Genomic DNA, 13,005 nt, shown 5'->3' with positions numbered 1-13,005 from the left:
CTACTGAATCCGAGTCTGCCGCTACTGCTTCGCGGCGACGGCACGGTACAGCTCGGCTGGGCGCCCGAAACCGCTGTGCTGTTACGTCCGCCACCGAAACTGGACGGTGCCGCGCTGGTCGAACTGCTGCGACTGCTCGACGGGCAGCACAACTGGCCGGCCGTCGTGTGGCAAGCGGCCGCGCTCGACATCGGTCCACAGTCGGCCTCGGCAATCCTCGCCGAGCTGGAAGCCGCCGGACTCCTCGTTCGGGTCACGGACCGAGTCGGACCGAGCGCGATCCGCGTGCACGGGCGAGGTCCACTCGCCGACCAGATCTGCGAAGGACTGTCCGGAACCGGCGTGCGGCTGAGCCACTCGGCCGACGGCCAGCGCGCGGCCGCCGACGCATACCGGTGGAACGCCGAACTGGTGGTGCTCACCGACGATCTCGTCATCGAGCCGCGGCTGGTAGCCGCGCTCATGCGCTACCGCATCGCGCACCTACAGGTCCGGATTCGCGACGGCCGCGGGGTGGTCGGCCCGCTCGTCCTGCCGGGGCGGACGAGCTGCCTGCGTTGTGCCGATCTGACTCGATGCGACTACGACCCGGATTGGCCGCACCTCGCTGCCCAATTGCTCGGCCGCGTCGGATATGCCAAGCCGGCAGCCGTTCGGGCGACCGCAGCATTGGCCCTATCCGAACTCGATGTCGTGCTCGACGGCAGTCCGCGTGCTGCTCCGGCCATTCTCGACGCGACTCTGGAACTCGACCTGCACAACCACCGTCTTCAGCGTCGCCGATGGCGACCACACCCTCGCTGCGGATGCGCTCTACCAGTAAGTGAGGTCGCAACTGCGACAACTTGAGAGACTGAGAACAGAACCCTCTCCACATCCGCCCCATTCATCAGCCATGATGTTGTGGTGTCGGAGATAAAGCGCAAAAGCCGTGCCCGCAACGCCAAGCTCGCGAGCATCCCGATCGGGATCGCCGGCCGGGCGGCGGTCGGATTCGGCCGCAAGCTGGCAGGTGGCGACCGCGGTGAGATCGATGCCGCCCTCGCCCAGAAGGCCGCCGAGCAATTGTTCACCGTGCTCGGTGAGCTCAAGGGCGGCGCGATGAAGTTCGGGCAGGCGCTCAGCGTGATGGAGGCCGCGATCCCGGAGGAGTTCGCCGAGCCCTACCGCGAGGCGCTGACCAAGCTCCAGGCCGAGGCCCCACCGCTGCCCGCGCCTGCAGTGCACAAGGTGCTCGATCAGCAGCTCGGCACCCGCTGGCGCGAACGCTTCCAGTCCTTCGACGACACTCCCGCCGCATCAGCGAGCATCGGACAGGTGCACCGCGCGGTGTGGTCCGACGGCCGCGCGGTCGCGGTGAAGGTGCAGTACCCGGGCGCGGACGAGGCGCTGCGCGCTGACCTGAAGACGCTGAGCCGGATGACCGGCCTGTTCTCCACCGTGATGCCGGGCGTCGACATGAAGCCCGTGCTCGCCGAGCTCACGGAGCGGACCGAGGAAGAGCTCGACTACCGCATCGAGGCCAACTATCAGCGCACGTTCGCCAAGGCCTTCGAGGGCGACCCGAACTACTTCATCCCGAGGGTCGTCGCCAGCGCGCCGAAAACCGTTGTTACCGAATGGCTTACCGCGAAGCCGCTCTCGAAGATCATCTCGGAGGGCACGAAGGACCAGCGGGACCGCGCGGGTGCACTGCTCGCTCAGTTCCACCTGCAGGCTCCCGTGGCCGCCGGACTTCTGCATTGCGACCCGCACCCGGGCAACTTCATGATGCTCGACGACGGCCGGATGGGCGTGATCGATTTCGGTGCGTGTGCGCCGATGCCGAACGGCCTGCCGCCCGAGCTGGGCAGAATGCTGTGTCTGGCGCGTGACGAGCAGTTCGACGAACTGATCGATCTGCTCAACGAGAACCATTTCGTGATTCCGGGTCGCACGGTCTCCCCGCAGGAGATCGATGACTACCTGCGGCCGTTCACCGACCCGATCAAGACGGAGTCGTTCCACTTCAACCGCAAGTGGTTGTCGCGCGCGGCCGGCAGCGCAACCGAATTCGACAGCCAGCAGTTCAAGACCGCGCGGGCAATGAGCCTGCCGCCGAAGTATCTGATGATCTTCCGGGTGCTGCTCGGCTCGGTCGGGATCTGCGCGCAGCTCGACGCGCAAGCCCCGTACATGAAGATCATGCACGACTTCCTGCCCGGGTTCACCGACGATCCGCTGCATGAAGTAGAGGCCTAAGTACGAAACGCCGCCGCCCCCTTTCGAATTGCGATAGGGGGCGGCGGCGTTTTCGTTTATGCGCAGACCTTGCGAGGCCTTCCACGCGGCCGCTTCTGGGCGATGACGACCCCCTGGGAAAGGATCTCGCCACCCCAAACACCCCACGGCTCTTCACGGTCGATCGCGGCGCGCAGGCACCGTTCCCGGATCGGACAGGCACTGCACAACGCCTTCGCCTGCTCGAGTTGATCGGGACGTTCCGCGAACCACAGATCGGGGTCGGCGGATCGGCGGCACGGCAGGGCCGATCGGGTGGGCGTGGCCGAAGCGCTTGTGGCGGTGTGGAATTCGGCCCGGTCCAGGCATGTCACGCGGGTTGTCGCGGTAGACATGTCGTTCTCCTCGTTCTCGTGCGACGGGTTGTCGGGCAAAGCCGAACCGGGCCGGGATTCGAAGAGGATGATCTGGTTCCACAACGAAGGCCACGGTTCGCGTCCTGCGATCCGTGGCCTTGATTGGGCTCGAGCTACCGAGTTTCTCGGTCTCTGCCCCGTACGGATGCGGACACAGGGGTGGTGCGCGGACGGGCTACTGCATCGGCGGCGATGAATGCCGTTGCTGCGAGGCCTGCTGCTGCCTCGGCGGCGGCACGTGCGGATGCGATGCCGGCTGCGCGGAACTCGACCATCCTCATTTTTGTGCCACCTCCGTTCGCCTCGCTGTAACTGCCCGCCGTGGCTTCCGCCGGGCACGCGCCGCCAATCGGCGCGTTGACACCAGGGTAGAGACCCCACCCCAACGGGCACAACCTATTTTTGACCTGCGGTTTTTCGACTGCTGCGGCGCGCGGGAGTTTCCAGCGGCAACTCCTCAGCGCTCGCTTGCGGCGTTTCGCCACGGACGACCGCGAGCACGTCGGCCCCGAACCGCTCGAGCTTCTTCGCGCCAATGCCCGGAATGGCTACGAGCGCGCCGTCGTCGGCCGGCTTCTGCTCGGCGATCGCGGTGAGCGTGTTGTCGCTGAACACGACGTAAGCCGGCACGTCCATCTCCTGAGACTTCTGCTTGCGCCAGGCACGCAACGCGAGCAGGAGTTCGTCGTCGATATTCGACGGGCAGCTCTCGCAGCGGCCGAGCATCGTCGCGGCGGTTCCGACCAGGATCTTTCCGCACACCCGGCACTGTGGGCGCTTGCGCGTGCGGACCGGCTCGGCAATCCGCGATGCCGGGGAATCCTCGGGAATGAGCCCTGCCAGGAACCGCGAACGGCGGCGCGTCTTGCGCCCGCCCTCGTTGCGGGCAAGTGCCCAGGACAGTTCAAGATTCTCGCGCGCCCGGGTGACGCCGACATATAGCAGCCGGCGCTCCTCCTCGAATGCCTCCCAATCCGCCACCGCGCCACCGTCACCAAGGACGTGGCTGATCGGCACGGTGCCGTCGGTGAGGCCGACAAGGAACACCGCGTCCCATTCCAGACCCTTCGCCGCATGCAGCGACGCGAGAGTCACGCCCTGCACCACGGGCGCATGACGCGCCTCGGAGCGCGCGGCCAGCTCTCGTAGCAGGCCCGCTAGGTCGAGGTCAGGCTCGTGTTCGGCAAGTTCGGTGGTCAGCTCGACCAGCGCGACCAGGGACGCGCGCCGATCGCGCGCCTGCGCACCCACCGGTTCGTCCGCCGTCAGTCCGATCGATGCCAGCACCGCACGCACCACCGCGACCAGATCGTCACCACGGGCATCCGGCAGATCGCCCCGGCCGCCCTGCTGGCGCAGCAGGTTGATCGCTTGGCGCACCTCCGGCCTGGTGAAGAAGCCCTCGCCGCCGCGCACCTGGTACGGAATGCCCAGTTCGGTGAGCGCCTGCTCATACGCCTCGGACTGGGCATTGATCCGGTAGAGCACGGCGATCTCGGCGGCCGGCGTCCCCTTGGCGATGAGCCGCTTGATCGCCTTGGCGACCGCCGCGGCCTCCGCCGGTTCGTCGTCATGCTCTGCGAACGTCGGCTCGGGGCCATCTGCGCGTTGACCGATCAGCTGCAGCCGGGTCCCGGCGATCCGCCCGTGCGCCGACCCGATCACGCGGTTTGCCAGCGACACCACCTGCGGAGTCGAGCGGTAGTCGCGTTCGAGCCGGACCAGCGTGGCTTGCGGGTATCGGCGCGTGAAGTCGAGCAGGTACTTCGGCATGGCGCCGGTGAACGAATAGATGGTCTGGTTGGCGTCGCCGACCACGGTGAGGTCGTCGCGCTCGCCGAGCCACGCGTCGAGCACCCGCTGCTGTAGCGGCGTCACGTCCTGGTATTCGTCGACGACGAAGCACCGGTACCGGTCGCGGAACTCGGCGGCCACCGTGGGGTGGTCCTCCAGGACGGCCGCGGTGTGCAGCAGCAGGTCGTCGAAATCGAGCAGCATCGTCTCACCGCGCTTGGCGACCTCGTACCGCTCGTATACGGCTGCAACCTGCTCGGGATCGGCCGGCGTCTCGCGCCGACGACGCGCGGCCTCGACGGCATAGGTCTCGGGCGTGATCAACGACGCCTTGGCCCATTCGATCTCGCTGGCGAGGTCACGGACGCTTTCCGTGCTGGTCGACAGTCCGACCCGCCCTGCGGCGCGGCCGACCAGGGGGAACTTGCTGTCGATCAGCTCCCATCCGAGGTCACCGACAACCTGAGGCCAGAAGTAGCGCAGCTGTCGAAGCGCCGCAGCGTGGAAGGTGCGGGCCTGAACCTGGTTCGCAGCGCCACCGAGGCCGAGGCCGCGCAACCGCGATCGCAACTCGCCCGCGGCACGTGCCGTGAACGTCACCGCCAGCACCTGCGCGGGCGCGACATGACCGTGTTCGACGAGGTGAGCAATCCGATGGGTGATGGTGCGGGTCTTGCCCGTGCCCGCGCCGGCGAGAATGCACACCGGACCCCGGGGCGCCTGCACTGCGGCAGTCTGCTGGGGATCGAGCCCGGATGCGGTGGCGTCGAATGGCACGGTGCCCATCATTGCAGCGGCCTCCGACAACGCGCGTACGGGCGCGCCGCGTGTAAATAGCCCCTACTCAGGGCGCTTGAGCCCAGCGGACGCAGGAGGGGACACGCCGCCGCAGGCCAGTGATGTACGTCTCATCGCGCGACCAAAAGGGAACACGTTCTCCCCCTCGTGATGTTCTTGTAATCGTGACTATGACCGAACCCGCCGTGACGATGTACTCGACCACCTGGTGTGGCTACTGCCGCCGGCTGAAGACCCAGCTGAGCGAGGCCGGCATCAGCTACGTCGAGGTCGATATCGAGCTGGACCCGGCTTCCGCCGAGTTCGTCGGCAAAGTGAACAACGGCAACCATGTGGTGCCGACCCTGAAGTTCGCCGACGGACGCACGGCCACGAACCCGAGCCTGGCCACCGTCAAAGAGATGCTCGCGGTCAACTGACCGTGCCTCTGACCGACCGCCGGGTCGGCCAGTTCTGACCAAACCCTCCGGGTCTCTTCCCCGGAGGGTTTGTCGTGTCCGGAGCCTTGTCAGTCGCGCGCGGCCCAGGAGGTCACGATGCCCCGCGCGATCGAGATCGAACCCGGCAGGAGCAGGCGACTGTCCGCGTTCGACGTCCAGTCACCGAGTTCGAGGGCCGCACGCACCTCTTCCTTGGTGAACCAGTGCGCCTCGGCAATCTCTCCATCGGCGAACGCCACTTCCTGCTCCGGATCGGCCTTCGCCGAGAACCCGATCATCACCGACCGCGGGAACGGCCACGGCTGGCTGCCGAGGTAGCGGACGTCGGTGACGTCGACACCGACCTCCTCCTTCATCTCGCGTGCCACGCACGCCTCGAACGACTCCCCCGCCTCGACGAACCCGGCCAGGATCGAGAACATCCGTTCGGGCCAGGTGTGCTGACGGGCGAGCAGTACCCGGTCGCCGCCGTCGTGGACGAGGCAGATGATCGCCGGATCGGTGCGCGGAAACTCCTCGTGCCCGAGGGTGTCGCTGATCCGGGACCAGCCGCCGTTCGCCGCGCGGGAAATGCCGCCGTCCAATGCGCTGTGCGCCGCCGAATCGTGCCAGTTGAGCAGAGCGATCGCGGTGGTGAGGATGCCGGCGCTGGTGTCGTCGAGATCGGCGCCGACGATCCGGAGGTCGCGCAGCTTTCCATCCACCTGCGGTTCGATGTCGGGGTTGCGGACCGCCCACACGTGGCGACCGTGATCGATGCCAAGGAAGACTGCGGCCGCGGGTGGCTCGGCCGCGAACTCGACAGCGTCGACGTAGTCGAGTGCGGCGCCCAATACCGGCACCTGCCCACGCTGATTGACCTGCAACAGTTTCGCGGTCGACCAGCCCTCTTTCAGGGCCTCTGCGTTGCTGCGAAGTTCAGCCGCACGGTCGAGAGTGGACCGGGATAGACGGGGCGTCTCGATGAGCTCGAAGTCCGACACGACTCGACACTAGCGCCCGTCGGTGTCCACCGAACGCGGACCGTCCCCTCGGACCGTTCGGTCAGCCGCCGATCCGCTTGATGTAGAGCAACATGTCGCCCGGCTCGATCGCGTCGACGGCAGGCTCACCCACCCGCACCAAATCGCCGTTCCGGACCACACCGAGCACGATGTCGCGCAGATGCCGAGGCGACCCACCGATCTCCTCGGGCTCTACCTCCCGTTCGGCGATCGCGAAACCTGCTTCGGGAGTGAGCAGGTCCTCGACCATCTCGACCACGCTCGGCGTACTCGTTGCGATACCCAGCAGACGCCCGGCTGTCTCGGAGGACACGACCACCGAATCGGCGCCCGATTGACGAACCAGATGCGTGTTGTCGCTCTCTCGAACAGCGACAACGATCTTGGCCTTGGGGGCAATCTCGCGCGCGGTCAGCGTGACCAGGACCGCGGTGTCGTCCCGGTTGGTGGCCACGATGATCGCCGACGCATGCTGGGCGCCGGTCAGCCGCAACACTTCCGACCGCGTCGCGGAACCCGCGACGGTGACCAGTCCTGCGCTCGACGCTGCTTCGAGCATCGCCGGGTCGGTATCCACGACCACGATGTCGCTCGGGGTCATGCCGTCGCCGAGCATGGCCTCGATTGCCTTGCGGCCCTTGGTGCCGTAGCCGACGACCACGGTGTGATTGCGCACGGTGCGCCTCCATCGCTGAATCTTGAACGCCTGCCGGGATCGCTCGGTCAGCACGGCGAGCGTTGTGCCGACCAACAACACGAGGAAGAAGATCCGCAGCGGCGTGATGACGAGGATGTTGATCAATCGGGCGCCCGGGGTGAGCGGGGTGATGTCGCCGTATCCGGTGGTCGAGAGTGAGACCGTCGCGTAGTAGAACGCGTCCAGATAGGACATCTCGTTCTCTTGCGCGTCGCGGTAACCGGCACGGTCGAGGTAAACGATGGTCGCCGCAATCACGAGCAACGACAGCGCGAGAGCCATCCGCTTGATGATCGCCTGCGTGGGGTTCTGCAACGACTCCGGAATACGAAGGATGCCAACCAGCGCGAAAACGGGCCGCTCGGTCAGCCGATCGACGTCGCGAAAACGCGCGAGCCTACCGGCCATTGCGCGCCTCGCGACGGCTCGCGGCGGAGCCAACGGTGCGTCGCTCCCACCCAGGAGCGGAGCCCGTGGAGCGACCGGTGGGCACAGTTGCGGACATCGGCAGGAGCCTAGTCCGCTGGAATGCCAATAGCAGCACTGGTGCCGAGATTGGCCGTAACAATATGCCCTCGCACATTCGGGGGGTGTCGGCGCGATCGTGGTGATGGCACAGTGAACCGCATGACGAGTGAACTTTCCGCCGCTGCGGTAGGCAAGGCGGAGCGCACCGCAAAGCGCATGTCCGTCGGCCTCCTGGGCATCGGCGTTCTGCATTTCCTGGCTCCGAAGCCGTTCGACGGCATCATTCCGCCGCAACTGCCGGGGTCGCCCCGGACCTACACCTACGTCTCGGGTGCCGCGGAGATTGCGGTGGCCGGCGCACTCGCCGTTCCGCGCACCCGCAAGGTCGGCGCGCTGGCAGCCGTGCTGCTGTTCATCTCGGTTTTCCCGGGCAATATCCAGATGGCCCTGGATTGGTGGCGCGACCCGAAGCAAACCCCACTGATGAAAGCCGTGGCGCTGGCTCGCCTGCCACTGCAGATCCCGATGATCACCACCGCGCTTTCGGTGCACCGCAACACTCCCTGACGGCACTGCTTCGGCGGCGGTGCCCAGTCACGATTCCCGGTGCACCGCCGCGTCGATGAGCGCGGTGAGGCCGGCCTCGTCGGCCAGGTCTGCGGGCGAAATGGTGCGGTCGGTTCGCACGTAGTGGAACGCCGCACCTACGCGCTGCAGGACCGACTCCTCCGATTCCCCGGTACGCGCGGCGATCAGCCGAGCCCAGGCGAGTCGATACACCGCCAATTGCACTGCGACCGTGGATTCTTCGGCAGCTGACGGTTCGGCGCCGGTCTTCCAGTCCAGCACGGTCCATCCGCCGTCCGACTCGGCGAACACGGCATCCATGCGGCCGCGCACCACGGTGTCCCCGATCGTGGTCTCGAACGGCACTTCCACCTCGACCGGGCTGCGTTGCGCCCACTTCGAATCGAGGAACGCCTGCTGCAACCGCGCGAGATCGGTGTCCGACGTGGCCCCGGTATCGGCGGCTCCCGGCAACTCGTCGAGGTCGAGCAACCGGGTGGCGCCGAACCTGCGCTCCACCCACGCGTGGAACGCAGTACCCCGTCGCGCGAACGGATTCGGTGGATACGGCAGCGGCCGGCGCAATCGGTCTGCCAACTTCCCCGCGCGTAGCTCTACCAGCTGTGACACCGAAAGCTGTTGCGGAAGAACAACTTCGGAATGCATATGGTGCGACGCCGCGCGCTCGGCGAGTAGCGCATCGACATCGGCAGCCCAGTTGTCTGGGTCCTCCGGTGTGCCGTCGGCCGGGTCCTCCTCTGCCGCTGGCTCACTGTTCACGAGTCCGGCGAGAGCAGCGCGTACCGCGGCGGCACCTGCCTGGACTGCGATCCGGCGCGGCCCGACCGGATCGCGTGGCCACTGCGCAGAAACCGGATGCTCGGTGAAGGGGTTCGGCGTCCCCGGTTCCGGTGCGGGATCCCAGCGGAGCACCGCGCCGACCGGCGATGCCGGTTCCGACCCGGTTGGCTCCGAGTCGGTGATCGCCGCCGCGAGATCGAGCAGAAACTCGGACGGACCCTTCGGTTCGGCGCCGGTCTCGCCCCAGTGGTGGCCGGACACGTACAGCGCGCGCTCGGTTCGCGTCAGCGCGACGTAGAACAGCCTGCGGTCCTCGTCGAGCCGTCGCCGTGCCAGCGCCTCCTTATGCCGCTTGATCGCTTCCTCGAGCCCGGCGCGGTCCCCGATACCGTCGAGATCGAGCACCGGCACACCATCGGTGCGCTCACCCTCCCGTACCCGGTCACCGCGCAGCTGCGGAGGCAGTTCGCCTAACGCGCCGAGCCACGTGCCGGAGGCAACGCCCGAGGGGAAAACGCCGCGCACCACGTGGGGAACGGCGACGACCTCCCATTCCAGGCCTTTCGCGGAGTGCACGGTCAGCACCTGCACCCGGTCCGGCGCAACCTCCACTTCACCTGGCTCGAGCCCGTTTTCGATCGACTCCGCAGCATCGAGGAACGCCAAGAGGCCGGTCACCGTCGCGGCAGGGTCTGTGGCGTAGCCGGACACGACATCGGCGAAGGCATCGAGATGCTCGCGTCCCGCGCTGCCGGCCAATCGACGGGCCTGCGCCTCGATACCAACGCCGATCGTGCGCTCCACATCGGCGACCAGTTCGTTGAGTGGTTGCGCGATGCGCTCGCGCAGCGCCGCGAGTTCCTTGCCGAGCGCGGTGATGCGCTCGTATCCGGCCGTCGAGTACTGCGGTGCCGGGCCGGGATCGGCGATCGCGTCTGCCAGGCCGGCCTGCTCGCTGTGATCGGCCGGTACCGCGGCAGTCAGTGCCGCACGCAGTTCCGCGGCGTCGCGAATCTCCGCGGTTGCCGGTGCCTGCCGGATCGACAGCTCGCGCGCACGGCGGGACAGCGCGGCGATATCGGTGATTCCGAGCTGCCACCGTGCACCCGTCAGCACTCGCATCGCGGCGCTGCCGGCGGTCGGGTCCGCGACGAGGCGCAGCATGGCGACCACATCGGCAACCTCGGGTGTCCCCAGCAGGCCACCGAGTCCGACGATCTCGACCGGAATTCCCCTCGCCCGCAGCGACTCTGCGACGGGCGCGCTATCGGCGTTGCGGCGCACCAGCACTGCTGCGGTCGGTGGCTGTTCGTCGCGAGCGGCCGCGGCCGCGTACTCCTCCGCGATGCGTTCGGCGACCCACTCCCGCTCGTCGGCGATCGTTTCCGTCAGCGCGAGGCCGACCGTGCCAACTCCGGCGTTGGGTTTGGGTCGCAGCGGCTCCACCTGGACGGCACCGGTGCGCAGCGGTTCGGCCACCCGGTTCGCGAGGACCAGCGCCTCGGGTGGATTGCGCCAGCTCGTCATCAGCGGCAGGGTGGCCGCGGATTTCCCCGCGGCGCGCGGAAAGTCCGTCGCGAACCGCGGCAGGTTCGCGGCCGACGCGCCGCGCCAGCCGTAGATCGACTGCATCGGGTCACCGACCGCGGTAACCGACAGCTTCTTGTCGACTGCACCGCCGAACAGCGCGGACAGCAGCACCCGCTGCGAATGACCGGTGTCCTGGTACTCGTCGAGCAGCACCAGCCGGAACCGCTGCCGCTGCGCCGCACCGACATCCGGATGCTCGTTCGCGAGCCGGGCGGCGAGCGACATCTGGCTGCCGTAATCGAGCAGCCCGCGCTGGCGAAGTTCGGTTGCGAGGCGGATAACCAACGGCAGCAGGGCGACTCGCTCGCTCTGTGCGTCGACGATGTCGAGCAGCACCCGGGTGGGCACGCCGCGCTTGCCCGGGCCGGGCGGCAACGTATGAACGAGTTTCTCGAGGTCGGTGCAGGCCTCGCGCAAATCCTCGGGCTCCACCAGATGCTCGGCCAACTGGCCGGACAGCGCAAGCACGGCCTCTGTGATGGTCGCCGGAGTGCGTTCGGTGTCGAGCTCGCCGTCCCACGCGGCCACAAGGCGATGGGTGAACTGCCACAACTGCGTTTCGGACAGCAACGTTGCGGACGGCTCGATCGGCAGCAGCAGGCCGTGCTCGGAAAGCAGGCGGCCCGCGTACGAGTGGTAGGTGCCAATCTCCGGGTCCGATGCCGTAATCGCCTCCCGCAGCCGGCCGCTCGGGTCCAGTTCGCTTACCAGCGGCGAACCGGCAAGTCGCGCCAATCGGGTGCGGATACGAACCGACAACTGCTGGGCTGCCTTGCGCGTGAATGTCAGGCCAAGGACCTGGTCCGGCGCGACGAAGCCGTTGGCGACCATCCACACCACGCGGGCGGCCATCGTCTCGGTCTTGCCCGCGCCTGCGCCCGCAACAACCAGCGTCGGGCCGGGGGGTGCCGCGATCACCGCCTGCTGCTCGGCGGTGGGCTCGGGCTGCCCGAGTGCTCGCGCGAGGTCGAGGGGATCGACCCGCGGCTGCGGCGTGCTCATCCGTTCGTCACCTGCCTGCCGGAATCCTGTGCCGGACAACTCGTTCGTACCGGACAATGCCGGCATCCGTCGTTGACCACCGCGAGATATCCCGGGCCCCGTGTCGCTGCCGCGGCACCTTGGATCGTGTCACGCCACCGGTCGAGATCGGCTGCATCCAGCGGAGGCTGAAGCCGTTGCGTGGCACCCTCTTTCGCGTTGGGCTTGGCCACGTACACCAACCGGCCGCCACCGGGCTCGGGCGCGGCCTCCCCCGTCTCCGACATGCCGGCGGCGACGGCGACCTGATAGGTGGCCAGCTGTGGATGCTCGCGCGCCGCCTGCTTGGTGATCGGGTTCTTGCCGGTCTTCATGTCCACCACCACGACCCGGCCGTCGGGATCGCGTTCGAGCCGGTCGATCCGGCCCGCGATCCGCACCGCGGGTTCGTCCTCCGAGCGCGCGGGAAGCAAACAGTCCACCACGACCTCGACCCCCGCCAACGTCAGCTCCAGCCGGGACGCTCGCAGCCACGCCGTAAATGTCTCGAGCATCGTCTCGGCGCGGCGCAACTCCTGTCGCGAATGCCAGTCCGAACCGAGATCCACACCCTGCCAGGCAACTTCGAGTGCCCGCCGGATCTCGGCTTCTGCCACGCCCCCGGCCACCGCCTGCACGAGCGTATGAACGACGTTGCCTTTGATCGCGTGGATGTTGTCGCCATCGTCACCGCCGTGCCGCTGCAATGCCCAGCGCAACGGGCAGGTGGTGAGCTGCTCCACCACCGAGGGCGACACCCGCACCGGACCGGACGCCTCGTCCCACATCGGCTGCGGCGAACTCGTCTCGACGGTGGCGTACCAATCGTCGGGATGTGCACCGCGTACGCCCGCCGCGGCGAGCCGCGCAAGTTGGTGTGCGGCGTGGGCGTGTCGTTCCGGCTCGTGCTCGGCAACATCCGGATCGCAAACCACCGCCCGCAATTCCGCGACCAACGCGGGCAGCGCCAGCACCCGCACCTCGCCAGTCCGGCGCACTACGGGAAGAGTATCGCCGAATTCCGCTGTGTCGGAGAGCAATTCGTCGATGAAGCGCGACGGCGTGAGGTCACGGTCACCGGCCGCCGACTCCACCGCGGTGACCAGCAGTGAACGACGTGCGCGACTGCAAGCCACCAGGAGCAGCCTGCGCTCCTCGGCCAGCAGTGGCGCGGTGCGGGATAACCGCTC

Annotated in this window: 10 protein-coding genes; 4 read left to right on the top strand and 6 right to left on the bottom strand. The window is 67.7% G+C overall.

The features are described 5' to 3' along the window. Positions 1 to 849 (top strand): TOMM precursor leader peptide-binding protein (locus A8G08_RS01985; RefSeq protein ID WP_068269463.1); only part of this gene is annotated, 849 nt, incomplete at its 5' end. A 39-nt stretch (positions 850 to 888) separates the two neighbouring features. Continuing rightward, a complete protein-coding gene (locus tag A8G08_RS01980) occupies positions 889 to 2,241 on the top strand; it encodes an ABC1 kinase family protein (protein WP_187344415.1) in 1,353 nt (450 codons plus the stop codon). 56 nt (positions 2,242 to 2,297) lie between these two features. On the opposite strand, the gene A8G08_RS01975 is transcribed toward A8G08_RS01980, so the two are convergent. Both A8G08_RS01975 and A8G08_RS01970 read right to left on the bottom strand, forming a co-directional pair. Beyond that, complete coding sequence (locus tag A8G08_RS01975; protein WP_068269466.1) at positions 2,298 to 2,615, bottom strand: WhiB family transcriptional regulator; 318 nt, start codon at positions 2,613 to 2,615, stop codon at positions 2,298 to 2,300. Between the two features lie 417 nt (positions 2,616 to 3,032). After that, positions 3,033 to 5,216 (bottom strand): ATP-dependent DNA helicase UvrD2, encoded by a 2,184-nt coding sequence (locus A8G08_RS01970; RefSeq protein ID WP_425394521.1) that lies wholly within the window; start codon positions 5,214 to 5,216, stop codon positions 3,033 to 3,035. A 182-nt stretch (positions 5,217 to 5,398) separates the two neighbouring features. On the opposite strand from A8G08_RS01970, the gene A8G08_RS01965 reads away from it, so the two are divergent. Then, positions 5,399 to 5,647 carry a mycoredoxin gene (locus tag A8G08_RS01965; protein WP_169823249.1) on the top strand — a complete coding sequence of 83 codons (249 nt, stop codon included), beginning with the start codon at positions 5,399 to 5,401 and terminating at the stop codon, positions 5,645 to 5,647. Positions 5,648 to 5,736: 89 nt separating this feature from the next. Here the strand turns inward: A8G08_RS01965 and nudC are convergent, their stop codons facing one another. Then, positions 5,737 to 6,651 carry an NAD(+) diphosphatase gene (gene nudC / locus A8G08_RS01960; protein ID WP_068269457.1) on the bottom strand — a complete coding sequence of 305 codons (915 nt, stop codon included), beginning with the start codon at positions 6,649 to 6,651 and terminating at the stop codon, positions 5,737 to 5,739. 61 nt (positions 6,652 to 6,712) lie between these two features. Further along, on the bottom strand, positions 6,713 to 7,777 hold the full coding sequence (locus tag A8G08_RS01955; RefSeq protein WP_068269455.1) for a potassium channel family protein: 1,065 nt from the start codon (positions 7,775 to 7,777) through the stop codon (positions 6,713 to 6,715). 219 nt (positions 7,778 to 7,996) lie between these two features. On the opposite strand from A8G08_RS01955, the gene A8G08_RS01950 reads away from it, so the two are divergent. Further along, on the top strand, positions 7,997 to 8,404 hold the full coding sequence (locus A8G08_RS01950; protein WP_068269465.1) for a DoxX family protein: 408 nt from the start codon (positions 7,997 to 7,999) through the stop codon (positions 8,402 to 8,404). Positions 8,405 to 8,431: 27 nt separating this feature from the next. On the opposite strand, the gene A8G08_RS01945 is transcribed toward A8G08_RS01950, so the two are convergent. Continuing rightward, positions 8,432 to 11,797 carry an ATP-dependent helicase gene (locus A8G08_RS01945; protein ID WP_068269452.1) on the bottom strand — a complete coding sequence of 1,122 codons (3,366 nt, stop codon included), beginning with the start codon at positions 11,795 to 11,797 and terminating at the stop codon, positions 8,432 to 8,434. Then, positions 11,794 to 13,005, bottom strand: a 1,212-nt coding sequence (locus A8G08_RS01940) for a RecB family exonuclease (RefSeq protein WP_157108358.1), incomplete at its 5' end; no start/stop codon positions are given. The genes A8G08_RS01940 and A8G08_RS01945, both read right to left, overlap by 4 nt.

The sequence above is a fragment of the Aldersonia kunmingensis genome (genome assembly GCF_001646865.1).
Taxonomy (GTDB): domain Bacteria; phylum Actinomycetota; class Actinomycetes; order Mycobacteriales; family Mycobacteriaceae; genus Aldersonia; species Aldersonia kunmingensis.
The sequence above is the reverse complement of the archived record's forward strand: the minus strand, read 5'-3'. Positions and strand labels throughout refer to the sequence as shown.